Below are 24,626 nucleotides of genomic sequence, written 5' to 3'. Positions count from 1 at the left end.
CAATATTTTGAAAAATATGATTAAAGCAGCAGGTTTAGGCCTTGTAGTTCTTAGCTCTTCTTTCTTTGCAACAGCTGCTGAAGCTGCGCAAAAAGTGGGTTATGTAAACACTGCACAAGTATTCCAGGCTCTACCTCAGCGTGAAGTTGTTCTTCAAAAAATGCAGGAAGAGTTCAAAGACAAAGCAGCTGAGCTACAGAGCATTCAAGCTGAAGCTAAAACGAAGATTGAAAAGCTTAAGCGTGATGGCGAGCTACTAGGTCCTGACGAAGTTGAGAAGCTACGTATCGAAGTAGGCCAACTAGACAGCAAGTACAAAATCAAAGCTCAAGCACTAGAAAAAGCAAGCCAACGTCGTGAAGCACAAGAGAAGCAGAAGCTATTCAAAGTGATTCAAGATGCTGTAACGAAAGTTGCAGAGAAAGAAGGCTACGACATGATCGTTGATATTCAAGCTCTGCAATACGGCAAGCCAGAATACAACATCTCTGAGAAAGTAATTAAAGTACTGAAATAAGTTTTATGAAGAATCTGACTTTAGCCGAATTGGCAACGATTACCGGGGGAGAGCTACACGGAGATGGTACAATTACCGTTTCAGCAGTCGCTCCGATGGATAAAGCGCAAGAAGGTAACATTACGTTCCTTTCTAACGTGAAGTACAGCAAGCACCTAGGTGACTGTAAAGCGTCCGCTATTATGGTTAAAGAGAGTGAGCGTCAACTGTGCAAGACTAACGTGATTGTGGTTAATGACCCTTATGTTGCTTTTGCTAAAGTTGCTCAAGCGCTTGATACTACTCCTGCTCCCGCAGCGGCTATTGCTGATTCTGCTTCAATCTCTAGCGAAGCAACCATTGGACAAAATGTGTCTATTGGCGCGAACGCTGTGATTGAGTCTGGTGTAGTACTTAGTGATGATGTGATCATCGGTGCTGGTTGCTTTATTGGTAAAAATGCAAAAATTGGCGCAGGCACTAAGCTGTGGGCTAACGTAAGTGTTTACCATGAAGTTGTGATAGGTGAAGCATGTCTGATCCAATCAAGTACTGTTATTGGCTCTGATGGCTTTGGCTATGCAAACGAGAAAGGTGAGTGGGTTAAGATCCCGCAAGTGGGTTCTGTTCGCATTGGTAACCGCGTAGAAATCGGCGCGTGTACTACCATTGACCGTGGTGCATTAGATGACACAATCATTGAAGATAACGTTATCTTAGATAACCAACTTCAAATTGCTCACAATGTTCACATCGGATATGGTTCTGCTCTTGCGGGTGGTACTATAATCGCAGGCAGCACGACGATAGGTAAGTACTGTATTATTGGTGGCGGCAGTGTGATTAATGGTCACATTGAAATCGTTGATGGCGTTACAATCACCGGTATGGGGATGGTAATGCGCAGCATCACTGAGAAAGGCATGTACTCTTCAGGTATTCCTTTACAGCCAAATAAAGATTGGCGTAAAACAGCAACGCGTGTTCATCGAATTGATGAAATGAACAAGCGTTTGAAAACTGTTGAAAAACTTATCGAGAAGAGCGCGGAATCATAATTCCAGCATTTCTAATAAAAGGCTCGCGTACAGCGAGTCTTTTTCGTTTATAATCCTTCTAATTAAATAAAGAATATATATAGGAATACGACTTTGACTACTGAACAGACAACGATGAACATTACTGAAATTCAGGAACTATTACCTCATCGCTACCCATTCTTAATGGTTGATCGTGTGACTAGCTTTGAAAAAGAAAAAACACTGACTGCGATTAAGAATGTCTCTGTTAACGAACCTCAGTTCACAGGCCACTTCCCACAACTTCCTGTATTCCCAGGCGTGTTGATCTTAGAAGCAATGGCACAAGCAACAGGCCTTCTAGCATTTAAATCTTTTGGTGCGCCTTCTGGCAACGAGCTTTACTACTTTGCAAGTGTTGATAAAGCAAAATTCCGTAAGCCAGTAGTACCTGGTGACCAACTGGTTATCGAAGTTGAATTCTTAAAAGAACGTCGTGGCATCGCATCGTTTAATGGTGTTGCTAAGGTTGACGGCGTAGTTGTATGTTCAGCTGAACTTAAATGTGCTCGTAGAGAGTTTTAATATGATTCATGAAACAGCGAAAATTCACCCGGCAGCAGTAATCGAAGGTGATGTAACTATCGGTGCTAACGTGACGGTTGGGCCTTTCACTTACATTGCTGGTAACGTGACAATTGGTGACGACACTGAAGTGATGTCGCACGTTGTGATCAAAGGTCACACAACCATTGGTAAAGAAAACCGTATCTTCCCACACGCTGTTATCGGTGAAGAAAACCAAGATAAGAAATACGGCGGCGAAGACACAACAGTTGTGATCGGTGATCGCAACGTAATTCGTGAAGCGGTTCAAATCCATCGTGGTACGGTTCAAGACAAAGCAACCACAGTGATTGGTGATGACAACTTACTTTGTGTTAATGCTCACGTAGCGCACGATGTTATTGTTGGTAACCACACTCACATTGGTAACAACGCTATTCTTGGCGGTCATGTAACGGTTGGCGACTACGCTGGTGTTATGGCACTTTCTGCGATTCACCCATTCTGCTCAATTGGTGCTTACGCATACATCGGTGGCTGTTCTGCAGTTGTTCAAGATGTACTGCCGTACGTGCTTGCACAGGGTAACCACGCGGCTCCATTCGGCCTTAACCTAGTAGGCTTGAAGCGTAACGGATTTGAGAAACCTGAAATTCGTGCACTACAGAAAGCGTACAAAGAGCTATACCGTTCAGGTAAAACACTTGAAGAAGCGAAAGCGGCTTTAGTGGAAATGGCAAAAGAGTTTACTTCGGTAGTTCCTATGCTTGAAATGCTAGAGAACTCTGAGCGCGGTATTATTCGTTAATACTCGATGTGGTTATGTACCAATCCGCGTAAGTATGACAATAATTACTTAATCAGATTGGTATAACAAAAAGATCGCTAATCATTAGGCGATCTTTTTTGTTTTAGGCAAGAAGGGAATTGGAAAACTATGGCACAGCAAGAAACAGCAACCAACAGCACGGACTTTGTTTCGATTGAACCACTGCGCGTAGGTATCGTTGTCGGAGAACTCTCTGGTGACACGCTTGGCGAAGGTTTTATCAAAGCAATCAAATCGCAGTACCCGAACGCTGAATTCGTGGGTATTGGCGGACCAAAAATGAAGGCGCTTGGTTGTGAGTCTCTTTTCGAGATGGAAGAGCTGGCTGTCATGGGCTTAGTTGAAGTACTTGGCCGTTTACCTCGCTTATTAAAAGTGAAAGCAGAGCTGGTAAAGTATTTCACTCAAAACCCGCCAGATGTGTTTGTGGGTATCGATGCGCCCGATTTCAACCTAAGGCTTGAGTTAGACCTTAAGAACGCTGGCATCAAAACGGTGCATTACGTGAGCCCTTCAGTGTGGGCTTGGCGTCCCAAACGTATCTTTAAAATCGACAAAGCAACTGACTTGGTATTGGCTTTCTTGCCGTTCGAAAAAGCGTTCTACGATAAATATAACGTTGCCTGTGAGTTTGTTGGTCACACGTTGGCAGACGCGATTCCTTTAGAGCCAAGTAAACAAGATGCTCGAGAGCTGTTAGGTCTTGATCAAGACAAGCAGTGGTTAGCCGTACTGCCGGGCAGTCGTGGCGGTGAGATGGGTTTGATTGCTCAGCCATTTATCGAAACTTGCCAGAGTATTAAGCAGAAGTATCCGGATATCAACTTTGTTGTTGCGCTCGTTAACGAGCAACGTAAAAAGCAGTTTACTGAAATCTGGCAATCGACCGCACCTGAGCTTGAATTCACGTTAGTCGAAGATACGGCAACCAACGTGATTACCGCCGCTGATTCTGTGCTTTTGGCTTCAGGTACCGTGGCTCTCGAATGTATGTTGCTTAAACGCCCTATGGTGGTTGGTTACAAAGTAAATAAGCTGACGGGTTACATTGTTAAGAAATTGGCGATCACTGAGTTTGTGTCACTGCCGAATATTTTGGCTGGTGAAGAGATCGTGAAAGAGCATATTCTTGAAGAGTGCCACCCAGACTTTTTGTTCCCGTCTGTCGATAAAATGCTATCAGCCGATAACAGTGCCTTGATCGAACGCTTTACCGAGATGCATCACTGGATCCGTAAAGACGCAGACAAACAAGCCGCTAACGCAGTATTGAAATTGATTGACCGACCTTTTGTTGAAGCATAAAGCGCTTACTTACAGAATATTAAGAGATTAGTTATGGCAGTAAAAGAGAAAAAAGAGCTTCCTCCATTTGAATACCCGCAAGGCTACCAGCTGTTTGCTGGCGTGGATGAAGTAGGACGTGGCCCTTTGGTTGGCGACGTGGTGACTGCTGCGGTTATCCTCGATCCAAACAACCCAATCGAAGGCTTAAACGATTCAAAAAAACTGTCTGAGAAAAAGCGCCTTGCTCTGCTTCCTGAAATTAAAGAGAAAGCATTGGCGTGGTCGGTTGGTCGTTGTTCACCACAAGAAATTGATGAGTTGAACATCCTGCAGGCAACCATGGTCGCCATGCAGCGCGCTATCGCTGGGTTGAGCGTTCAGCCTGACATGGCACTGATCGATGGTAACCGTGTTCCTCAACTTCCAATGGACGGTCTGGCTATTGTAAAGGGCGATTTACGAGTAGCAGAGATCAGTGCGGCGTCTATTATCGCTAAAGTGGTTCGCGACCAAGAGATGGAAGAACTCGATAAGCTTCATCCGGAATTTGGCTTTGCTAAACACAAAGGTTACCCGACTAAGGCGCATTTTGAAGCCATTGAAAAGCACGGTGTTACCGAGCATTACCGCAAGAGCTTTAAGCCAGTAAAGCGTATTCTTGGTATAGATTAAACGCTACATGGCTCAGAGCTAAGCTTCGAATAAATTTGCTTACTTGCTGCAGAAAAAAATAGAATACACTCAGTTGTAATCCTAGGCCCTAGCCTAGAACTCAGGAAAAATAATGTCAGATCCAAAATTTGTTCACCTACGCGTACACAGTGACTTTTCTATGGTGGATGGCCTGTCTAAGGTGCCACCGTTAGTTAAGAAAGTCGCTGAAATGGGTATGCCCGCCCTAGCATTGACCGATTTCACTAACCTGTGTGGTTTGGTGAAGTTTTACGGTACTGCCCATGGGTGTGGGGTTAAGCCAATTATTGGTGCTGATTTCCTCATGCAATCTCCAGAATTTGGAGATGAACTGACGAAACTGACGGTGTTGGCGTCTGATAACAAAGGTTATAACAACCTTACCTTGCTGATTTCAAAAGCTTACTTGCGTGGTCACGTGCAACATCAGCCTGTGATCGACAAAGAGTGGTTAATCGAAAACGCTGAAGGATTGATCATCTTATCCGGTGCGAAGGAAGGTGAGATCGGTAAGGCATTGCTGAAAGGTAACCGTGATCTCGTCGCGAGCAGTGTCGAGTTTTACAAGACTCACTTCCCCGATCGCTTTTATTTAGAGTTGATTCGTACAGGGCGTGCCGATGAAGAGTCTTATCTGCACTTTGCACTAGAACTTGCTGAGCAGGAAGACTTGCCTGTTGTTGCAACCAACGAAGTAGTATTCCTAACTGAAGACCTGTTTGATGCCCATGAAATCCGCGTGGCAATTCATGATGGTTTCACTATGGTCGATCCTCGTCGTCCTAAAAATTACAGCGCGCAACAGTATCTTCGTAGCGAAGAAGAGATGTGCGAGTTGTTCTCCGATATCCCTGAAGCACTTGAGAACAGTGTTGAGATTGCTAAGCGTTGTAATGTAACGGTTCGTCTGGGCGAGTACTTCCTGCCTAACTTCCCAACGGAAGGTTTGGCGATTGAAGACTTCTTGATCAAGAAATCTGAAGAAGGCCTTGAGCGACGTCTAGCGTTCCTATTCCCAGATGAAAAAGTGCGTGCTGAGCGCAGACCGGAATACGATGAGCGACTCAAGATTGAGCTCGAAGTTGTTAACAACATGGGTTTCCCAGGTTACTTCTTGATCGTAATGGAGTTCATCCAGTGGTCAAAAGACAACGATGTGCCAGTAGGTCCTGGCCGTGGTTCTGGTGCCGGCTCTCTAGTCGCTTACGCCTTGGATATCACCGATCTCGATCCACTTGAATACGATCTACTTTTCGAACGTTTCTTGAACCCAGAACGTGTATCCATGCCCGATTTCGATATCGACTTCTGTATGGATAAGCGTGACCAAGTTATTGATCACGTGGCTGAAATGTACGGTCGTGATGCCGTTTCTCAGATCATCACCTTTGGTACCATGGCGGCAAAAGCGGTAATCCGCGATGTAGGCCGTGTACTGGGTCACCCGTTTGGTTTCGTCGATCGAATTTCAAAGCTTGTACCGCCAGATCCGGGTATGACGCTAGAGAAAGCATTCCTTGCTGAACCTGCATTGCCAGAGCTTTACGATGGCGATGAAGAAGTTCGTGAGCTGATCGATAAGTGTCGCATCCTTGAAGGTTGTACGCGAAATGCCGGTAAGCACGCGGGCGGTGTTGTTATCTCACCCACCACGATCACCGATTTTGCGCCAATCTATGCCGATGCAGAAGGTAACTTCCCAGTAACGCAATTCGATAAGAATGACGTTGAAACCGCCGGTTTGGTTAAGTTCGACTTCTTGGGTCTACGTACTCTGACCATCATCGATTGGGCGTTAGGCCTTGTAAACCCTCGCCTGAAGAAAGAAGGCAAAGAGCCGGTTCGTATCGAGTCGATTCCTCTTGATGACCAAGCGTCATTTAACCTATTACAAAATTCTGAAACCACCGCGGTATTCCAGCTGGAATCGCGTGGTATGAAAGACCTTATCAAACGTCTACAGCCCGACTGTTTTGAAGATATTATCGCATTGGTAGCCCTGTTCCGTCCGGGTCCTCTGCAATCAGGCATGGTAGATAACTTTATCGACCGTAAACACGGCCGTGAAGCGGTTTCTTACCCTGATGAAACGTGGCAACACGAATCGCTGAAAGAGACGCTAGAACCTACGTACGGCATCATCCTGTATCAAGAGCAGGTAATGCAAATCGCACAGATCCTTGCTGGCTATACGCTTGGTGGAGCGGATATGTTGCGTCGTGCGATGGGTAAGAAAAAGCCAGAAGAGATGGCAAAGCAGCGTGGTACCTTTAAAGAGGGTGCTGAAGCCAATGGTGTTGATGGCGAGCTGGCCATGAAGATCTTTGACTTGGTAGAGAAATTTGCGGGCTACGGCTTTAACAAATCTCACTCCGCAGCATATGCACTGGTTTCTTATCAAACGCTATGGCTGAAAACGCACTACCCAGCGGAATTTATGGCTGCGGTAATGACGGCAGATATGGATAACACCGAGAAGGTTATTGGCCTTGTTGATGAATGTTTCCGTATGAAGCTCAAGCTTTTACCACCAGATATCAACTCGGGTCTGTACCGCTTTAACGTGGATGAAGATGGCGCGATTGTTTATGGCATCGGTGCGATCAAAGGGGTCGGTGAAGGCCCTATTGAAGCGATTATTGAAGCGCGAAATAAAGGTGGTTACTTTAAAGACTTATTCGACTTCTGTGCACGTCTTGATCTGAAGAAGGTTAATAAACGTGTTATCGAAAAGTTGATTCTATCCGGAGCCTTAGATAGATTAGGTCCTCACCGAGCGGCGATGATGGCATCTTTGAAAGATGCGGTGAAGGCAGCGAGTCAACATCACCATGCCGAGTCTTTTGGTCAATCTGATATGTTTGGCGTGTTGACCGACGCTCCGGAAGAGGTTGAACACAAGTATACCCAAGTGCCTAAATGGCCTGAGAAGGTTTGGCTTGAAGGTGAACGTGAAACGCTTGGTTTGTATTTAACGGGTCACCCGGTTAACGCTTACATCAAAGAGTTAGCGAAATACACCAGCTGTCGTTTGAAAGATGCCACGCCAACGCGTCGTGACCAATCACTAACAATTGCAGGCTTGGTGATTGCTGCGAGAGTGATGACGACGAAGCGCGGCACGCGAATTGGTTTGATGACACTTGATGACCGTTCGGGCCGAATGGAAGTGATGTTGTTCTCGGATGCGCTCGATCGCTACGCAGAATTGCTCGAAAAAGACAAAATTGTGGTCGTTTCCGGACAGGTCAGCTTTGATGATTTCAATGGCGGGCTTAAAATGTCCGCGCGCGAGGTCATGGACTTAGGAAGCGCCCGTGAGAAATATGCTCGTGGGGTGTCGATATCTATCGACCAATCCCAAATTAACGGTCAATTTTTTGAACGCTTTAGTCAAATCTTAGAACCTTATAGAGCCGGAACGGTCCCAGTCAATGTATACTACCAGCGTGCCGACGCTAGAGCGCGGTTAACATTGGGCACAGAATGGCGCGTGACGCCAAGTGATACATTACTAGACGAATTAAAACAGCTGCTTGGAAATAGCCAAGTAGAACTCGAATTTAACTAAAATTTAGCTTCGCGAATGCGGAGCTGAATCAACAAGGATTCATAGATGAGCCTGAACTTTCTAGAATTTGAAAAGCCTATCGCTGAACTTGAAGCAAAAATCGAAGCGCTACGTGACGTTTCGCGTCACGGTGGTGACACAGCGGTAGATCTAGACAAAGAAATCGAACAACTAGAGAAAAAAAGCTTAGAGCTTAAACAGAAAATCTTTAGTGACTTAGGTGCATGGCAGGTAGCTCAACTTGCTCGTCACCCTCAACGTCCTTACACCAAAGATTACCTGGAGCATGCATTCACAGAGTTTGAAGAGATGGCGGGCGATCGCGCTTACGCTGACGACAAAGCTATTGTGGGTGGTATGGCTCGTCTAAATGGCCGTCCTGTTATGGTTATTGGTCACCAGAAAGGTCGTGAGACTAAAGAGAAAGTGATCCGTAACTTTGGTATGCCAAAGCCAGAAGGTTACCGTAAGGCGCTACGTCTAATGGAAACTGCTGAGCGTTTCAACATGCCTATTATTACTTTCATCGACACAGCGGGCGCATACCCAGGTGTTGGTGCTGAAGAGCGTGGTCAATCTGAAGCTATCGCTAAAAACCTAAAAGTGATGGCTGGCCTTTCAGTTCCTGTTATCTGTAACGTTGTGGGTGAAGGCGGTTCTGGTGGCGCACTAGCGATTGGTGTTGGTGACTACGTGAACATGCTTCAGTACTCTACGTACTCAGTAATCTCTCCAGAAGGTTGTGCTTCAATCTTATGGCGCGATTCAGATAAAGCACCACAAGCAGCTGAAGCGATGGGCCTGATTGCTCCTCGTCTTAAAGAGCTTGAGCTTATCGACGAAATCATTCCTGAGCCTCTAGGTGGCGCGCACCGCGACCCTGCACAAACCGCTCAAAACATGAAAGACATGTTAGTTAAACAGCTAGAAGAGCTAGAGCAGTTTGATAACGAAACGCTGCTTGAGCGTCGTTACCAGCGTCTAATGAGCTACGGCTACTGCTGATAACTTGCCTTAGCGATAAGGCTAGCTATACGAACAAATGATGAAAGGGTTGGACTCAGTGCCAACCCTTTTTTATTATTAAAACATTATCCCTTAAAACACGATCTCTTGGTTTATTAGCCTCATGACACACTTAATTGATACCTTCACATCTGTACTTGATCAAAGCGCGCTTAAGCCTTGTCGGTTGATCGTCGCTTTCAGTGGTGGTGTCGATTCACGAGTGTTGTTGGAGTTGGCTGCCCAATTCGCTAAGTCCCATCACATCGATTGCTGTGCGGTACATGTTCACCACGGCTTAAGCAACAATGCTGATTATTGGGCAGAGCAGTGCAAAACATGGTGTGATGCTTTGTCGGTATCCTTGTTCATTGAACGAGTCTCGCTAGATATTAGCCGTGGAGAAAGCGTTGAAAAGCTGGCTCGAGACGCGCGATACCAAGCCCTTAAAAAGCATATTAGACAAGGTGATGTGTTAGTGACAGGCCAGCACATCGATGACCAAGTCGAGACCTTCTTGTTAGCTCTTAAGCGTGGCAGTGGTCCGAAAGGGCTCTCTTCAATGGCGAAAGTGATGCCATTTTCAGGTGCTCATATCGTTCGCCCACTGCTGTCGGTGACGAGAACGGATATTGAAGTGGCGGCGCGCGATATGGCTTTAACTTGGGTAGAAGATGAGAGTAATCAAGACGTTCGCTTTGACCGTAATTTTATTCGTCATCAAGTCACTCCGACACTGACCGAGCGTTGGCCTAGTTTTCGAGAATCGGTCAGTCGTAGTGCTCAGCTATGTGCAGAGCAAGAGTTACTGTTGGATGAGTTGTTAGAATCTCACTTACAACAAGCTTTGACTGAGAAGCACAGCTTAAGTATTGAGGTATTATCTCAGTACTCTGATTTACTGCGTGCACGCTTATTAAGAATGTGGCTGAGCCGCTGTAATCAACCGATGCCGAGCCAAAAGCAGCTCAAACTTATATGGGATGAGGTGGCATGTGCTCAGGCAGACGCCAACCCTAAGCTGGTGTTGAATGAGGTTGAGGTTAGACGTTTTAATCATCAGCTCCATGTCGTAAAAGAGACCAAAGACTTGTCGAACTGGCAAAGTGATATCTCGATGGAAGAGAGCTTAGTTTTGCCTGACGGTTTAGGGGAACTACACTTAACTTCAGCGGCGAGTGATGGTGTATCTAACCACTGTGATGCGCAACATTTTAGTCTCAACACAACGAGAGGAACACTGCGAGTGATATTTAACCCTGAGGGATTGTCAGCACACCCTGTTGGGCGCGGTCATAGCAGGAAGCTTAAGAAGTTGTTTCAAGAGTACCAAGTACCCAGTTGGTTAAGACGCAGAACGCCGATATTAATGGATGGCGATCGAGTGATCGCTGTTTTAGGCTTATTCGTAGATAAAAACTACGAAGGTCAAGATTGTGAAGCGCTTTGGAGCAAGTAGAAAAAGTTTATGTCACAATTCACCGTCACTTTAATAAAAATAATTAATGGAATATGCAATGAAGAAAATTACACTAGGATTAGTTCTTGGATTTGGACTATTGAGTGGTAACGCTCTGGCGGCTGATGTTGCTGCGGGTCAAGCTAAAGCAGCAATCTGTGCGGCATGTCATGGTGCAGACGGTATCGCAGTGATCCCTGGCTATCCAAACCTTAAAGGTCAAAACGAGCAATACATCGCTTCATCAATTAAGGCCTATAAGAATGGCCAGCGCACCGGCGGTTTGGCCGCTGTAATGCAGGCTCAAGCTTCAATGCTGAGTGATGAAGACATCGCGAATCTAGCCGCTTACTACGCAAGCCTTAAGTAAAACCTTCTCAAAGCGCTGATTAAACAAGATGATAAATTTCGAGCCAGAGCTTTAAAGCTCTGGCTTTTTTCATTGAATGTTTACTATAGCTAACCGATAATGAGCCATTCGCACAGTTTAAGGGATGAACATGAAAAAGATTGAAGCCATTATCAAGCCATTCAAACTTGATGATGTACGTGAAGCACTTGCAGAAGTGGGTATTACGGGTATGACAGTATCTGAAGTTAAAGGCTTTGGACGTCAAAAAGGTCATACTGAGCTATACCGCGGCGCAGAGTACATGGTCGACTTTTTACCTAAAGTGAAACTAGAAATCGTTGTGACCGACGAAGTGGCTGACCAATGTGTTGATACCATCATTGAGACGGCTCAAACAGGTAAAATTGGTGACGGTAAGATCTTCATTACTGAAGTTGAACGTGTGGTACGTATTCGTACTGGCGAAGAAGACGAAGACGCCGTATAAAAACTATTACCCTAAAAGGAGCGTTTATCGCTCCTTTTTCATCTCTGGTAGGGTGCTGTATGTTTAAGAAAACCATCATTGTTATCACGTTATTGATAACGCTTGCTGTCGTTAGTTTTCATTTTATCTTCGTGATCCCGAATAAACCCAACCTGATCATTTCCTCTCAAAGTACCAGTAACGACATCTACAGTTGCTACCAAAACTCTGCACCGAAAGCGATTGATGTGTCTGATGGCTTAGACATTACGGTGTGGAATATCTACAAGCAAAACCGAAATAATTGGCAGAGTGAGTTAAATAAGCTGTCGGCAGGTAGCGATTTAGTCTTGCTGCAAGAAGCTAGTATGACAGAAGGACTTCGCCAATGGGTAATGAGCGGACAGTGGGGAAGCACACGTGTTAATGCGTTTGAGGCCTTTGAGCAAAGTGCTGGGGTACTCAACCTAGCAACCCATTTACCGATTGAAGCGTGTGCTTATACTCATGAAGAACCTTGGCTTCAACTGCCTAAATCGGCGCTTTGGTCGCGTTACCAACTAAACAATGGCGAAGAGCTGGCTGTGATTAATATCCACGCTGTGAACTTTACCTTTGGTACGGAAGATTACGAGGCTCAGCTCAAGAGCTTAACTGACAATCTGCAAAAGTATCGTGGGCCGGTTATTTTTGCTGGGGACTTTAATAGCTGGAGTGAAGCTCGCTTTGCTGTATTGAAAGATGCGTTGGAGAAGGTTGGTTTGACGGAAGTTGCCTTTGAGCCAGATAATAGAACTCAGTTCATTACAGGACTGGTGCTCGACCATGTGTTCTATCGAGGGCTAGAGGTAGAAAAAGCAAAAGCGCCCATTACGGACGCTTCTGATCATAACCCTATGCGAGTGACCTTTAAGGCTAAATAGTGATTAGCTATTAGTCATTGGAACTTAACCATTCGCACGGTGGTTACCTTGGGAAATCTAACGGAACAATAGGCTAGAGAGTCTTCGCTAGCCTTATCTCTTCTACTTAAAAGATTAAAATGTAGAGCGCCCAGATTAGGTAGTAGCCAACCCATGGTAAGCCTGAAATCACAAGCGCTTGCCCGCGTTCAAACTCAGTCCACGTTAATACCGCAGCATAACCTAGCACGATGTACCATGGCAGAAGCAGTGGTAATGAGCTAGCAAACTGTGACCAATCATTAGTTAGCGGTAACTTGATCAAGCCATTTAAGCTGTTCAAGTCGGCAGCGTAGTTCATCACATGTCCATGCTTGAGTATCAGGCTTGCGTAGCTTGCTACATCACCTAAAACAGCTGGGAATATAACAACCGATGCCGCTGCAAACCATCGCCAAAAGCTGTGCTGATGTTGGCTTGGCTTGGTTGCTAGGTTAAACCAGAATGCCAATAGAACGATGGTTAATGTTCGGCCAAATACGTCGCTGATGATTTCACTTGCGAGTAAGGTATTGCTGTCAAGTAACGCCAATTGGTCAGGGTTCGTTTGAGCCAGTTGCTGCGAGAGCTCTGCACTTAACCATGCAAAATCTACATTCGAAAAATAAGCACCCCAAAACAAAAATGGGCTGAGCATTAATACGACGTAGGGTTGCCATCCCCAAGCACTTCGTTGATAAAGCGCTAAGAAACAAGCTGTTGGCGAACGGAATATATCCAACAGCATGACGAGTGGGTTACTTGACGGGTTCATACACTTACCTTAGTTACATCAACATACAGCTTCAGTTTTTGTCCTGGCTGTAGGTATTTTTTGTTCTGCAAAGTGTTCCATTTTACAACATCTGTACTTTTTACTTTGAACTTTGATGCAATACCGCTGACTGTGTCACCCGATCTTACGTTATAAAAGATCGTACGGATGATGGCGCCGTCTGAGCCGTTCTTCCAAATGACCAGTTCTTGACCAACTCTAAGCGTGTCGCGTGGTCCCATGCCATTCCACTTAGCCAGTGATTGATGAGAGACCTTATTTGCGCGTGCAATCGTCCATAGGCTGTCACCACTTCTTACAGTATGGCTGAGCTTATATTGACCACGACTCTTCGACTGTGTGCTTGCTAGGCGGTTTGAGGCGCTTAGGGCGTATGTCTTGTCGTCTTTGGTGGATGTTGGGATAAGTAAGTGCTGGCCAATACGAATATTGTTGTTGCTCAAACCGTTTGCAGAGCGGATCACTTTGCTGGTGGTGTTATATTTGCTTGCCAGTACGCTAATGCTGTCACCAGATTGAACCTTGTAACGCACCAACTTCATGCCTTTGCCTTTATTGGCAGCGACTTCTTTGTTGAATTTCTCAACTGAATCTAAAGGAAGTAATAGTTGTTGGTGTTTCTCTGGTGCCGTTGCCCATTGGTTGTAAGCCGGGTTGTAACCTTGAAGTTCTTTGACAGGAATGCCTGCGTAGTTCGCAGCAATGGCTAAATCAAGCTGTTCTTCAGGGTTAACCAGAGTCAGCACTGGCTTATTCGGGATCGCCGGAATATCGATGCCATACTTTTCTTGGTTGGCAATGACATCTGCTAGAGCAAGCAGTTTAGGTACATAGCTGCTGGTCTCTTTTGGTAAGTCCAAAGAGAAGAAGTCGATTGGCTTGCCAAGCTTCTTGTTCTTGCGGATTGCGCTGTTTACTCGACCACCACCACTGTTATAGGCAGCAATCGCATGATTCCAGTCGCCATCGAAACGTCGGTTAAGATCTGAGAGGAAGTCCAATGCGGCGTCGGTAGAGGCGGCAACATCGCGGCGGCCGTCATACCAAAAGTTCTGTTCAAGCCCGTAGTCTTTGCCAGTGCCTGAAATGAATTGCCATAGACCAGCAGCACTGCCATGAGAGTAGGCAAATGCATCGAAAGAGCTTTCTACAACGGGTAGTAGTGCCAATTCTAGTGGTAAGCCTTTTTCTTCAATCTTAGTCGTGATCAGATACAAGAAAGGTTCAGCACGCTTTGATACTGTTTTTAGATGACTCGGGTGCTTGAGATACCAAGTTCGGTAGTAGTCGACCTTCTTTTGGTCTGGCACTTCCATTTCAAGTTGCATCGCAATGCGTTTCCAAACATCTTCTTGTGTTTGTGGAGTAACGACAGGTGCTTCAACTTTTTGATCTTCTTTGGCTGTTGCTTCTGATGAAACGTTCGCTTGAGAAACTTCTTTAGTAGGAGATGTGTTGGTTTGCTCGGAAGCTTGGTCTGGATTCTCTGACTGAGTTAATTGGCAACCAGAAAGTAGTAATACCAAAGCCCAGCTGTACTTAACTCGCATGTTACAGCCTTTTTAATTAACGGCCGATGATAATACTTGCCACCCCCTATGAGTGACAAGTCTGTATTTGTTAAAATTCGTTCTTCCACGCACGTAAAGCGGTGAATACCGATAAAGGATCGGTCTGCTCGGTGCGATTAGACACTGATTTCACTACACTTGGCTCGGTATAGCGCAGGAAGGGGTTCACAAACTTCTCTTGTCTCAAATTTGTGGGGATGGTCGACTTATTTTGAGCGCGAAGTCGGTTCACTTGGTCGCGATATTGCTGCAAATGTTGGTTATCAGGCTCTACGGCTAATGCGAAAGCGATATTGGCTGCAGTGTACTCATGTGCACAATAAACTTCGGTTTCTTGAGGCAGAGCCGTGATCTTATTCAGTGCATCGAACATCTGTTGTGGTGTGCCTTCCATGATTCGGCCACAGCCCGCAGAGAACAACACATCACCACAAAACAGTTTGGCATCGCCCACATAACCAATATGACCCGCAGTATGGCCACTGAGCCCTAGGACGAGGAATACTTCGCCAAACAGTTCTAATTGATCACCATCATCGACCGGATGAGTTAAGGTAGGGATAGGTTCATTCCTTGGACCGACAACATCCACGCCGGGAAATTGTCTAACGAGTTCTGGAACACCACCAATGTGATCGTGGTGGTGGTGTGTAATCAAGATTGCATCTAAAGTTAGCTCATGGTGTGCCAAGTACTCTAATACTGGAGCCGCATCACCAGGGTCGACGACAGCACAACGGCGATCGCTATTTTGAATCAGCCAGATGTAATTGTCGTTAAATGCAGGTATGCTTTTGATATGTAACATTATTGGTTCTCCAGTCACTATTAGTGCGACAGAATAAGTGAGACAGATTATTGATGAAGCCAGCACGTAGCAGAAAGAAGTTTGAACGTCCTTACACTTGGGCGCAATTGCACAATGGGGACTGGTTGAGAGAATCTATTCAAACTCGACTCGATGAGTGGTGCCCAAAGCTATTTGGTTACCATATGCTCAAGCTCGGTGGCCTCAGTAGTGAGATTTCTAGCTGCACATGCAACATTCAACATCAAGTAAACCTAGATATCCAGAACCCATTACATAATGTGATAGCGGATGGCTATAATTTACCCTTTTTGGAGAAAAGCTTTGATGTTGTGGTGCTCAGTCATCAATTAGATTATAGCAATGACCCGCATCGCTTATTGAGAGAAGTCGATCGAGTGATGATGGACGATGGCTATATCATTATCACGGGCTTCAACCCAATCAGTGTCACTGGGCTTGCCAGTTTGATGCCTTGGCGAAAGAACAGCTTGCCTTGGAGTGGGCGTATGTACACGCCAAGTCGAATTAAAGACTGGTTAGGTGTACTTAACTATGAAGTAATTCATTGTGACACCTACGCGCTGTTTCCGATGAGTAAGTATCAAGCGATGTGGACGTGGTTGGAGAACAGCTTAGGTGGTTGTGCATCCTTCGCCGGAAGCCAATACTTTATTGTTGCTCGTAAGCGTACTTACCCGCTAAAACCCATCAAACCACATTGGCACCTTAAGCGACGTTTCTCGCCTGTTGGGGCAAGTTTTAGAACCAATACGCGCCGTACAATGGATTCAGCCAAAGCGTCATATCCGCTAAAAACAGAAAAAGCCGATTAGTTGTCGGCTTTTCATCTATCAATTCGATTGAGAAATTGTCAATTAGTTTAAGAAATTATAAATCGCTTTCTGAAATGTGCGTCTAATTAAAAAGACGATTAGCTTGGTTGATAGCCCGTATCTTCTAGAGTCGGATTCTCCGCTGCATTTCGCGCTAAATCATCACACATTTCGTTTTCTCTGTGTCCGGCGTGTCCTTTTACCCAGCGCCAATCAACGTTATGGCGAGCGGTTTCTTTATCGAGCCTTTGCCACAGATCGGCATTTTTAACCGGTTTCTTGTCGGCTGTTTTCCAGTCACGCTTTTTCCAGTTATGAATCCACTGTGTGATACCTTGACGCACGTATTGGCTATCTGTGGTCAGAATCACAGAGCAAGGTTCTTTGAGGGTTTGGAGAGCAACGACAGCGGCGAGCATTTCCATACGGTTATTGGTTGTTAGCGTGAAACCTTCTGCTAGCGTCTTCTCGACTTTTTTGTAGCGAAGTACGATACCATAGCCGCCGGGACCAGGGTTGCCTAAACAAGAACCATCAGTGAAAATTTCAACTTGTTTCGTCATGATTTGATACTATTACCTCAAGCACATTATCGGCATAGTCTGACACAGTTATCCTTATGAATACCAGTAGCACTCCAGAACAAAGCACGAACGAAAAAAACAGTTCGAACGAAAATAAGCGCATTGTTGTACTCGATACCGAAACCACCGGTATGAATACAGAAGGTGGCCCTCACTATATGGGTCACCGCATCGTTGAAATTGGTGCAGTAGAGATCATCAACCGTAGGCTGACCGGGCGTCATTTCCACGTCTACATCAAGCCCGATCGTGCGATTCAAGAAGAGGCGATTGGCGTTCACGGTATTACCGATGAATTCTTGATTGATAAGCCTGAATACCAAGACATTCATAAAGAGTTTCTCGACTTTATCAAAGGTGCGGAGCTGGTGGCTCATAACGCGCCCTTCGATACGGGCTTCATGGACTATGAGTTTGAGAAGCTCAACCCAGCGATAGGTAAAACGGATGACTACTGTAAAGTTACCGATACCTTGGCAATGGCGAAGAAGATATTCCCAGGTAAAAGAAACAACCTAGATATCTTATGTGACCGTTACGGTATCGATAACTCGCACCGCACTCTCCACGGCGCATTGCTCGATGCGGAGATCCTAGCCGACGTCTACTTATTGATGACGGGTGGTCAAACTTCGCTGCAATTTAACGCTGGTCAACAGGAAGGTGAAGCCGAAAGCATACGAAGAGTAGAAAGTGGTCGAAAATCCCTAAAGGTTTTACGAGCTACGGCCGATGAAGTAGAAGCGCATCAAAGTCGTTTAGATCTCGTCGAGAAAAGCGGAAGCTGCCTCTGGCGTCAGTAGGGAGAAAGTATGTTAAGGGTATTGGCTACCGGTTGCTTATTGCTGTTAAGTTTTGGCTTACATGCAGCAACAGAATCCGTTATGAGTTTATTGGACAACCGTTTTAGAGTTGATCCCAGTATTGAACAAGTCACCTTTGTGATTTATCGAGCCGATAACTCTAAACCTGTCGTTTTGGTTCGCCCTGATGGCAAGAAATACTACTCTTGGCGCAATGCTGATAATGTCCGTTGGTACGAAGAATCGTCCATGGACATTATCTCTATCGACAATCCGATGCCCGGCCCTTGGCAAGCGATAGGTAAAGTTTCCCCTAAGAACAATATCAAGCTGCTGTCTCATCTTGTTTTGGATGCTAATGAGTTCCCAGATAAGTTGTATCAAACAGAGCGCATCAAATTTACCGCTCGACTGACTTCTGATGGCAAGCCGCTGGTGCTGCGCGATTTTCTCGATCGCGTGAAGCTTAAGGTTACCTTTACTAAGTTTGTTGAAAACGAAGAGTCTTTGGTGAGAGAAGCGCGCCCGGTGCCGGTTGTGATGGGCGAGTTTGCCGATGATGGCGCTGATCTTGATGAAAAGGCCGGAGATGGTGTGTTCACTGTCTCTTTGCCAATTGATATCGAGCCCGGTAAATACCGAGCGCGTATTACCTCTGGTAATGGCGTGTTCCTGCGAGCGCAAGAGCAAGAAGTCTTGGTTTACCCAACACCGATCACTAGCACCTTCATTCAATCACGAAAAGAGGGTTTACCTCATACTATTGTGGTGTCTGGTGAACAGGGGATGATCGCACCGAGCTCGTTAGCGGTTCATGTTGAGCACAAGGCTCCTGATGAATATGTGATGTACAAGCAGGGGCAAGCTGAAGTCGACGCAATGAAAGTCGCTTTAGAGGTGCCTTATAATGGCGATTTAGGAATTTATAATTGGTCAGGGATGGTTTATGCCACTGATGCTTCAAGTCAGCGCCCGCTGATCTTTCCAATTACCGAGCAGTCGTACAGCGTTGTTGAAGATATCGACTTAGCAGAGTCACGACGCCTTCAAGAAGAAGCTCTTGCTGAACAGAAGCGTATCGCAACAGAGTTGATGATCCTTCAAAAACGTGAAGATGACAGACAGCGCAGTATGATCATTATTGCGGTGGGTAATGTGGTCGCGATTCTATTGGGCTTATTGATTTGGTTTGTGGTTCGTAAGGTTAAAGCGAAGAAAAAAGCGTTACCTGAGATGCAGCTCAAGGCGCCCAAGTAACTCGCATAGATGATTAGATTGTCTAGAGAGAATAAGCCGCTAGATAAAGCATGGGAATTTGTGGCAACGAAATCATGAACAAAAAAACGGGACTCATAGGAGTCCCGTTGTTGTTTCTTTTTCTGGCCTTAAGCGACGTTATCAATCGATTGGTCTGGGTACTGAGACTTTGCTGCAAGCTCCTCTGGTGAGAAGTCATCCACGTTAATCGTGTACAGTCTATGTTCCTCAGCGCTAATCAGAAGATTTGCTTCGTCTTGCGTTAAGATACCTTTCTCAAGTCCCAACTGAGCAACAAGATCAAGTCGTAAGAAGGCACGTTTTTGATGCGTCTCTTTGCAGACTTTGTCGAACAGAGGTTCAGCTTGAAGAATCACTTCTAGCGCTTTTTCAATCTTACCTACTGGGTTGTATTCCGTCGCTTCTAGGTATTGGCCGCGACCTATACGAGAGCGTGTTTCGCTTGGTGTTTGTAGAATGTGCGCAACTTTGCTGTCGAGCTTGTCGTTTGGTGCACGACGGATACGGCCAAATGGCATTAACACAACACGAAGTAGACGGCCGATCACAGGGTTAGGGAAATTCGCTAAGAACTCATCAATCGCCACTTCAGTCTGACGTAAGCTATCTTGCATACCCCAATGTACTAACGGTAGATCTTCAGCGTGGCTGCCTTCACTTTCAAAGCGCTTCAACGTTGCTGAACCGAGGTAAAGTTGACTCAGGATATCACCCAGTCTTGCTGATAAACGTTCTCTACGCTTCAGTGATCCGCCTAGAACTGCCATTGAAATATCAGACAGTAGCGCTAGGTTTGCACTGTAGCGGTTTAGCTGTTGGTAGTAACGCTGTGTCTGTTTATCTGTTTTATTTGAAGGTGTTGGCGCATCAGAACCACGACCATCGGTTAAACCAAACCACAAGCTGCGGACTAGGTTGCTCATCGTAAAGCTAACGTGCCCTGCTAACGCTGAATCAAACTTATCAAGCGCATCGCTGCTTTCAGAATAAGCCGCTTCCATTTCGTTCAGTACGTAAGGGTGACAGCGAATCGCACCTTGACCATAGATGATCATTGAACGAGTCAGGATGTTTGCGCCTTCAACCGTAATCGCGATAGGCGAGCCTTGGTAGCCACGAGCTAGGAAGTTCGATGGGCCTAAACAAATGCCTTTACCACCGACGATATCCATCGCATCAATGATGCTGCGCTGGCCACGGTGAGTACAGTGGTACTTAACGATTGCAGAGATAACCGAAGGCTTTTCACCAAGGTCGATGCCCGCAACGGTTAGGTTACTTGCAGCGTCCATTACATAAGCGTTACCTGCAAGGCGTGCAAGTGGCTCTTCAACCCCTTCCATGCGGCCAATAGGCTGTTTGAACTGACGGCGGATACGAGCGTAAGCGCCAGTTGCAAGCGCGGCAGACTTGATGCCACCAGTTGAGTTTGAAGGCAGTGTGATACCACGACCAACCGACAGGCACTCAACCAGCATACGCCAGCCTTGACCGGCCATTTTCTGACCGCCAATGATGAAATCGATAGGCACGAAGATATCGTCGCCTTGCGTCGGGCCATTTTGGAAAGGTACGTTTAGTGGGAAGTGGCGGTTGCCAATCTCTACGCCTTTTAAATCCGTTGGGATAAGCGCACAAGTGATACCAAGATCTTTTTGATCACCAAGCAGGCCGTCCGGGTCACGAAGTTTAAAAGCTAAGCCTAATACCGTCGCGACAGGCGCGAGAGTGATGTAACGCTTGTTCCAAGTTAGGCGCATGCCGAGTACTTCTTCGCCTTGCCAGTCGCCTTTACAAACCACACCGTAATCTGGAATAGAGCCAGCGTCTGAGCCAGCTTCTGGGCTAGTTAGTGCGAAACAAGGGATCTCTTTACCTTCCGCTAGGCGAGGCAGGTAGTGGTTTCTTTGTTCTTCTGTACCGTAGTGTTGTAAAAGCTCACCAGGGCCTAATGAGTTAGGTACGCCAACCGTCGATGACAATACACTAGAAACACCCGTCAACTTCTGTAGAACCAAAGATTGAGCGTAAGCTGAGAACTCTAAGCCGCCGTATTTTTTCTTGATGATCATGGCGAAGAATTTATGGTCTTTCAGGTATTGCCATACTTCTGGTGGCAAATCAGCAAGCTCATGTGTCACTTGGTAATCGTTGACCATTTCACACACGGTATTTACTGGACCATCTAAAAACGCTTGCTCAGCCTCAGAGAGTTTTGGGTCAGCAATGTTCTGAAGCTTCTTCCATTCAGGTTTGCCTTTGAACAGCTCTGCTTCCCACCATACTGTGCCAGCTTCTAGTGCTTCTTTTTCTGTCTGAGACATCGCTGGCAGAACTTTCTTAAATAAAGAGAGTGCTTTTTGGCTGATCAGTGTCTGACGAATGGTCGGTACAGCAAAGATCGCAACGGCTAATAGATAGCAAAGCCAGCCAGTAACAGCCACGCCGCCAAACAGTGTGAGTGCTATCATCGCGCAGGTTAGTACAACTAATGCACGCACAAGACTAACTCTATGGTAAAGACAGACGCCTAAGATGACGGTCATGCCGAGTAGGGAGAGCAATATGTTCATGATCGATTTCCTTTTCAGAGATCACTTATTGTTATTAAGTTTTAGGTAAGAGGTCTAACCAGTTAAGTGTAAACAAAATATTAAATATTTGTAAAACTCTAAATTGGATAAAAAGCGATCTGAATAGAGTTAAAATTCTAATTGTGAGAGGTTGGTGGTGAATATTTGGGCGGATCGACAGTGACTGGTTAATAAAGGTGGCAATCTTTGGGCTTAAGTGTCGACACTATTTCATGTTTGTGGGTAAACTCAGTGATATAAAGAGGGGGAACCCCTCAATTCTCGTTTCGCGCAAGTTAAACTGCGCCAAAAAAATAAGAGATAAGCCTTATGTACCAAGACCTAATCAAAAGTGAATTGAACGAAGCTGCTGACGTTCTTAACAAGTTCTTGAGCGATGACCACAACATCGCTCAAATTGAAGCGGCTGCAAGACTGATTGCCGACTCATTCAAACAAGAAGGCAAAGTGCTTTCTTGTGGTAACGGTGGCTCACACTGTGATGCCATGCACTTCGCGGAAGAGCTTACTGGTCGATACCGTGAGAACCGCCCAGGTTATGCTGGTATTGCGATTTCAGATCCTAGCCATTTATCTTGCGTGAGTAATGATTTTGGTTACGACCACGTATTTTCTCGCTATGTAGAAGCGGTAGGCCGTAAAGGTGATGTGCTGTTTGGTTTGTCGACTTCTGGCAACTCTGGCAACATTTTAAAAGCGATTGAAGCTGCTCAAGCGAAAGGCATGAAAACCATCGCCCTAACAGGTAAAGATGGCGGTAAAATGGCAGGTTGTGCAGACATCGAAATCCGAGTTCCACATTTTGGTTACGCAGATCGCATTCAAGAAGTTCACATTAAGATTATTCATATTGTGATTCAACTTGTTGAAAAAGAAATGGAATAGTCGTTTACAGAGATTTAAAGCACAGCTTAGGCTCTGCTGGTTTTAATAGGGAGTAGATTAAACCATGTGTGAATTGCTCGGTATGAGCGCGAATGTGCCAACTGATATTTGTTTTAGTTTTACTGGTCTGATGCAGCGTGGAGGTAACACAGGTCCACACCGTGATGGATGGGGTATCACTTTTTATGAGGGAAAGGGTTTTCGTACTTTTAAAGATCCTAACCCTAGCTGTGAATCTAAGATCGCAGAGTTGGTTCAAAACTACCCAATTAAAAGCCAGGCTGTTGTCAGTCATATTCGTCAAGCCAACCGTGGTGGGGTTAATCTTGAAAATACTCACCCTTTTACCCGCGAACTTTGGGGAAGATACTGGACTTTTGCTCACAATGGTCAGTTAACAGACTACGATGATCTTATCAGTGGTCGTTTCAGACCGGTAGGTGAGACGGACAGTGAGCTCTCTTTTTGTTGGTTATTAAAACAGCTCGAGGATCGCTTTCCTGAACCGCCTCAAGACATGGAAGGCATGTTTCGCTTTGTTGCTGAGTGTTGTGACCAGTTACGAGATAAAGGTGTCTTCAACATGTTGTTGAGTGATGGTGAGTATGTGATGACGTACTGTACCAATCATTTGTACTGGATAACAAGACGCGCGCCTTTTGGCAACGCGAGCTTAATTGATGAAGACGTTGAGATTAACTTCCAAGAAGAGACCACGCCGAACGATATAGTTACCGTAGTGGCAACTCAACCTCTTACATGCAATGAGGAGTGGTTTAGAATGAAGCCTGGCGAATATGCGCTGTTTCATTTTGGTGAGCTGATAGGTAACAACCATCAAGCGTTAGAAGATGTTGCTTACGCACCTAAAAAAGTTGCGAGCCAAGCACCGACTGAGCCATTGAGCTAAAACCTCCGGGTAGTATTATTTGCTCTGAACAAAAGAGAGGCCGCTTACTGAACCAAAAGATCAGTAAGCGGCCTTTTTATTTGATTTAGTTTTTGACGAACTACTCTTCTGCGTAACCGTGCTTGCCCAACGCTATACCGTCTAAGATCGCTTGCCCGTTTACCATTAATAAACGATCTTCAGCGAACCATTTACAGACCATAGGGTAAATGCAGTGTTCTTGAGTCAGCACTCGGCTTGCCAACATATCAGCATCATCATCTTCAAATACCGGCACCTTAGCTTGCAAGATCACAGGGCCGCCATCGAGCTCCTCGGTAACAAAGTGGACGCTGGTGCCATGCTCTTTGTCCTGAGCATCAATAGCACGCTGGTGGGTGTGCAGCCCCGGATACTTAGGTAACAGGGAAGGGTGAATGTTGACCATTTTACCGGAATAGTGACGAACAAACTCTGAACTCAGGATACGCATGTACCCCGCAAGTACGATTAAATCGGGTTGGTATGCATCAATCTGAATCATCAATTCATGATCGAACTCTTCACGTGAACCAAAGTCTTTTGGATTCACTGAATGTGCGTCAACACCTGCGGTTTTCGCTCGTTCTAATCCAAAAGCCTCTGCTTTGTTTGAAAAGACAGCCTTAACTGAAGCATCAATCATATTGTTATCACAGGCATCCAAAATTGCCTGTAAGTTACTTCCGCTTCCTGAAACTAACACAACGATGTTTTTATTAGAGTGACTGGTTTTATTTGAGTGATTGTTTTTCATAGAGTGGGTCATACGATTGATTAACTGAATTGTTTACAATGTACCTACATAAACTAAGGTTTTCTGCGGGCTAAATAGCAAAATGAGGACCATTAGGTCCT

Annotated in this window: 23 protein-coding genes; 17 read left to right on the top strand and 6 right to left on the bottom strand. The window is 45.5% G+C overall.

The window, feature by feature from the left end; translation table 11 throughout:
* Window positions 1-16: 16 nt before the first annotated feature.
* The 12 genes from AB6F11_RS00340 to AB6F11_RS00285 all read left to right on the top strand — a co-directional run bounded on the left by AB6F11_RS00340 (window position 17) and on the right by AB6F11_RS00285 (window position 12,667).
* Complete coding sequence (locus AB6F11_RS00340; protein WP_102394425.1) at window positions 17-517, top strand: OmpH family outer membrane protein; 501 nt, start codon at window positions 17-19, stop codon at window positions 515-517.
* 5 nt (window positions 518-522) lie between these two features.
* The gene (gene lpxD, locus AB6F11_RS00335; protein ID WP_102394426.1) at window positions 523-1,554 is read left to right on the top strand and encodes a UDP-3-O-(3-hydroxymyristoyl)glucosamine N-acyltransferase; all 1,032 of its coding nucleotides are present in this window, start codon (window positions 523-525) and stop codon (window positions 1,552-1,554) included.
* Window positions 1,555-1,647: 93 nt separating this feature from the next.
* Window positions 1,648-2,100: a 3-hydroxyacyl-ACP dehydratase FabZ gene (gene fabZ, locus AB6F11_RS00330; protein ID WP_009847408.1), complete on the top strand. Its 453-nt coding sequence runs from the start codon at window positions 1,648-1,650 to the stop codon at window positions 2,098-2,100.
* Between the two features lies 1 nt (window position 2,101).
* Entirely contained in the window at window positions 2,102-2,890 is a 789-nt protein-coding gene (gene lpxA / locus AB6F11_RS00325) for an acyl-ACP--UDP-N-acetylglucosamine O-acyltransferase (protein WP_017069381.1), read from the top strand.
* Window positions 2,891-3,019: 129 nt separating this feature from the next.
* A complete protein-coding gene (gene lpxB / locus AB6F11_RS00320) occupies window positions 3,020-4,216 on the top strand; it encodes a lipid-A-disaccharide synthase (protein WP_102394427.1) in 1,197 nt (398 codons plus the stop codon).
* A 33-nt stretch (window positions 4,217-4,249) separates the two neighbouring features.
* Window positions 4,250-4,870: a ribonuclease HII gene (gene rnhB / locus AB6F11_RS00315; protein WP_017069379.1), complete on the top strand. Its 621-nt coding sequence runs from the start codon at window positions 4,250-4,252 to the stop codon at window positions 4,868-4,870.
* Between the two features lie 112 nt (window positions 4,871-4,982).
* Window positions 4,983-8,462, top strand: a complete 3,480-nt coding sequence (gene dnaE, locus AB6F11_RS00310; protein ID WP_102394428.1) for a DNA polymerase III subunit alpha — start codon at window positions 4,983-4,985, stop codon at window positions 8,460-8,462.
* A gap of 45 nt (window positions 8,463-8,507) precedes the next feature.
* Window positions 8,508-9,467, top strand: a complete 960-nt coding sequence (gene accA / locus AB6F11_RS00305) for an acetyl-CoA carboxylase carboxyl transferase subunit alpha (protein WP_017060731.1) — start codon at window positions 8,508-8,510, stop codon at window positions 9,465-9,467.
* 124 nt (window positions 9,468-9,591) lie between these two features.
* The gene (tilS, locus tag AB6F11_RS00300; protein ID WP_017060730.1) at window positions 9,592-10,926 is read left to right on the top strand and encodes a tRNA lysidine(34) synthetase TilS; all 1,335 of its coding nucleotides are present in this window, start codon (window positions 9,592-9,594) and stop codon (window positions 10,924-10,926) included.
* Window positions 10,927-10,972: 46 nt separating this feature from the next.
* A complete protein-coding gene (locus AB6F11_RS00295; RefSeq protein WP_170791809.1) occupies window positions 10,973-11,296 on the top strand; it encodes a cytochrome c in 324 nt (107 codons plus the stop codon).
* A 130-nt stretch (window positions 11,297-11,426) separates the two neighbouring features.
* Window positions 11,427-11,765: a nitrogen regulatory protein P-II gene (glnB, locus tag AB6F11_RS00290; protein WP_017063373.1), complete on the top strand. Its 339-nt coding sequence runs from the start codon at window positions 11,427-11,429 to the stop codon at window positions 11,763-11,765.
* Between the two features lie 59 nt (window positions 11,766-11,824).
* Window positions 11,825-12,667 carry an endonuclease/exonuclease/phosphatase family protein gene (locus tag AB6F11_RS00285; protein WP_017060728.1) on the top strand — a complete coding sequence of 281 codons (843 nt, stop codon included), beginning with the start codon at window positions 11,825-11,827 and terminating at the stop codon, window positions 12,665-12,667.
* 106 nt (window positions 12,668-12,773) lie between these two features.
* On the opposite strand, the gene AB6F11_RS00280 is transcribed toward AB6F11_RS00285, so the two are convergent.
* The 3 genes from AB6F11_RS00280 to gloB all read right to left on the bottom strand — a co-directional run bounded on the left by AB6F11_RS00280 (window position 12,774) and on the right by gloB (window position 15,860).
* A complete protein-coding gene (locus AB6F11_RS00280; RefSeq protein ID WP_017060727.1) occupies window positions 12,774-13,460 on the bottom strand; it encodes a YIP1 family protein in 687 nt (228 codons plus the stop codon).
* Window positions 13,457-15,031, bottom strand: coding sequence for a LysM peptidoglycan-binding domain-containing protein (locus AB6F11_RS00275; RefSeq protein WP_017063374.1), 1,575 nt, complete (start codon window positions 15,029-15,031; stop codon window positions 13,457-13,459). Before AB6F11_RS00275 ends, AB6F11_RS00280 begins: the two co-directional genes overlap by 4 nt.
* Before the next feature lie 70 nt (window positions 15,032-15,101).
* A complete protein-coding gene (gene gloB / locus AB6F11_RS00270) occupies window positions 15,102-15,860 on the bottom strand; it encodes a hydroxyacylglutathione hydrolase (RefSeq protein ID WP_017060725.1) in 759 nt (252 codons plus the stop codon).
* A gap of 53 nt (window positions 15,861-15,913) precedes the next feature.
* Here gloB and AB6F11_RS00265 point away from each other — a divergent pair, with 53 nt between their 5' ends.
* On the top strand, window positions 15,914-16,696 hold the full coding sequence (locus AB6F11_RS00265; RefSeq protein WP_017060724.1) for a class I SAM-dependent methyltransferase: 783 nt from the start codon (window positions 15,914-15,916) through the stop codon (window positions 16,694-16,696).
* A 98-nt stretch (window positions 16,697-16,794) separates the two neighbouring features.
* On the opposite strand, the gene rnhA is transcribed toward AB6F11_RS00265, so the two are convergent.
* Window positions 16,795-17,259 carry a ribonuclease HI gene (gene rnhA / locus AB6F11_RS00260; RefSeq protein WP_017063376.1) on the bottom strand — a complete coding sequence of 155 codons (465 nt, stop codon included), beginning with the start codon at window positions 17,257-17,259 and terminating at the stop codon, window positions 16,795-16,797.
* A 56-nt stretch (window positions 17,260-17,315) separates the two neighbouring features.
* On the opposite strand from rnhA, the gene dnaQ reads away from it, so the two are divergent.
* On the top strand, window positions 17,316-18,083 hold the full coding sequence (gene dnaQ, locus AB6F11_RS00255; protein ID WP_017060722.1) for a DNA polymerase III subunit epsilon: 768 nt from the start codon (window positions 17,316-17,318) through the stop codon (window positions 18,081-18,083).
* Between the two features lie 9 nt (window positions 18,084-18,092).
* A complete protein-coding gene (locus AB6F11_RS00250; RefSeq protein ID WP_017069371.1) occupies window positions 18,093-19,340 on the top strand; it encodes a TIGR03503 family protein in 1,248 nt (415 codons plus the stop codon).
* Between the two features lie 128 nt (window positions 19,341-19,468).
* Here AB6F11_RS00250 and fadE read toward each other — a convergent pair whose 3' ends face one another.
* On the bottom strand, window positions 19,469-21,934 hold the full coding sequence (gene fadE / locus AB6F11_RS00245; protein WP_102394429.1) for an acyl-CoA dehydrogenase FadE: 2,466 nt from the start codon (window positions 21,932-21,934) through the stop codon (window positions 19,469-19,471).
* Window positions 21,935-22,264: 330 nt separating this feature from the next.
* Between fadE and lpcA the strand changes: the two genes are divergently transcribed.
* A complete protein-coding gene (gene lpcA, locus AB6F11_RS00240; RefSeq protein WP_017066852.1) occupies window positions 22,265-22,840 on the top strand; it encodes a D-sedoheptulose 7-phosphate isomerase in 576 nt (191 codons plus the stop codon).
* A 64-nt stretch (window positions 22,841-22,904) separates the two neighbouring features.
* A complete protein-coding gene (locus tag AB6F11_RS00235; protein WP_010436557.1) occupies window positions 22,905-23,750 on the top strand; it encodes a class II glutamine amidotransferase in 846 nt (281 codons plus the stop codon).
* Window positions 23,751-23,850: 100 nt separating this feature from the next.
* On the opposite strand, the gene purN is transcribed toward AB6F11_RS00235, so the two are convergent.
* The gene (purN, locus tag AB6F11_RS00230; protein ID WP_102394430.1) at window positions 23,851-24,525 is read right to left on the bottom strand and encodes a phosphoribosylglycinamide formyltransferase; all 675 of its coding nucleotides are present in this window, start codon (window positions 24,523-24,525) and stop codon (window positions 23,851-23,853) included.
* Between the last annotated feature and the right edge of the window lie 101 nt (window positions 24,526-24,626).

Origin of the sequence: Vibrio sp. 10N.247.311.14, assembly GCF_041467715.1 — a bacterium.
Taxonomy (GTDB): Bacteria; Pseudomonadota; Gammaproteobacteria; order Enterobacterales; family Vibrionaceae; genus Vibrio; species Vibrio crassostreae_C.
This window is presented reverse-complemented; position numbering and strand designations above follow the sequence as displayed.

Coding starts and splice junctions, on each gene's coding strand:
- AB6F11_RS00340 (WP_102394425.1), top strand. CDS start 17: ATGATTAAAGCAGCAGGTTTAGGCCTTGTAGTTCTTAGCTCTTCTTTC.
- lpxD (WP_102394426.1), top strand. CDS start 523: ATGAAGAATCTGACTTTAGCCGAATTGGCAACGATTACCGGGGGAGAG.
- lpxA (WP_017069381.1), top strand. CDS start 2,102: ATGATTCATGAAACAGCGAAAATTCACCCGGCAGCAGTAATCGAAGGT.
- lpxB (WP_102394427.1), top strand. CDS start 3,020: ATGGCACAGCAAGAAACAGCAACCAACAGCACGGACTTTGTTTCGATT.
- rnhB (WP_017069379.1), top strand. CDS start 4,250: ATGGCAGTAAAAGAGAAAAAAGAGCTTCCTCCATTTGAATACCCGCAA.
- dnaE (WP_102394428.1), top strand. CDS start 4,983: ATGTCAGATCCAAAATTTGTTCACCTACGCGTACACAGTGACTTTTCT.
- accA (WP_017060731.1), top strand. CDS start 8,508: ATGAGCCTGAACTTTCTAGAATTTGAAAAGCCTATCGCTGAACTTGAA.
- tilS (WP_017060730.1), top strand. CDS start 9,592: ATGACACACTTAATTGATACCTTCACATCTGTACTTGATCAAAGCGCG.
- AB6F11_RS00295 (WP_170791809.1), top strand. CDS start 10,973: ATGGAATATGCAATGAAGAAAATTACACTAGGATTAGTTCTTGGATTT.
- glnB (WP_017063373.1), top strand. CDS start 11,427: ATGAAAAAGATTGAAGCCATTATCAAGCCATTCAAACTTGATGATGTA.
- AB6F11_RS00285 (WP_017060728.1), top strand. CDS start 11,825: ATGTTTAAGAAAACCATCATTGTTATCACGTTATTGATAACGCTTGCT.
- AB6F11_RS00280 (WP_017060727.1), bottom strand. CDS start 13,460: ATGAACCCGTCAAGTAACCCACTCGTCATGCTGTTGGATATATTCCGT.
- AB6F11_RS00275 (WP_017063374.1), bottom strand. CDS start 15,031: ATGCGAGTTAAGTACAGCTGGGCTTTGGTATTACTACTTTCTGGTTGC.
- gloB (WP_017060725.1), bottom strand. CDS start 15,860: ATGTTACATATCAAAAGCATACCTGCATTTAACGACAATTACATCTGG.
- AB6F11_RS00265 (WP_017060724.1), top strand. CDS start 15,914: ATGAAGCCAGCACGTAGCAGAAAGAAGTTTGAACGTCCTTACACTTGG.
- rnhA (WP_017063376.1), bottom strand. CDS start 17,259: ATGACGAAACAAGTTGAAATTTTCACTGATGGTTCTTGTTTAGGCAAC.
- dnaQ (WP_017060722.1), top strand. CDS start 17,316: ATGAATACCAGTAGCACTCCAGAACAAAGCACGAACGAAAAAAACAGT.
- AB6F11_RS00250 (WP_017069371.1), top strand. CDS start 18,093: ATGTTAAGGGTATTGGCTACCGGTTGCTTATTGCTGTTAAGTTTTGGC.
- fadE (WP_102394429.1), bottom strand. CDS start 21,934: ATGAACATATTGCTCTCCCTACTCGGCATGACCGTCATCTTAGGCGTC.
- lpcA (WP_017066852.1), top strand. CDS start 22,265: ATGTACCAAGACCTAATCAAAAGTGAATTGAACGAAGCTGCTGACGTT.
- AB6F11_RS00235 (WP_010436557.1), top strand. CDS start 22,905: ATGTGTGAATTGCTCGGTATGAGCGCGAATGTGCCAACTGATATTTGT.
- purN (WP_102394430.1), bottom strand. CDS start 24,525: ATGAAAAACAATCACTCAAATAAAACCAGTCACTCTAATAAAAACATC.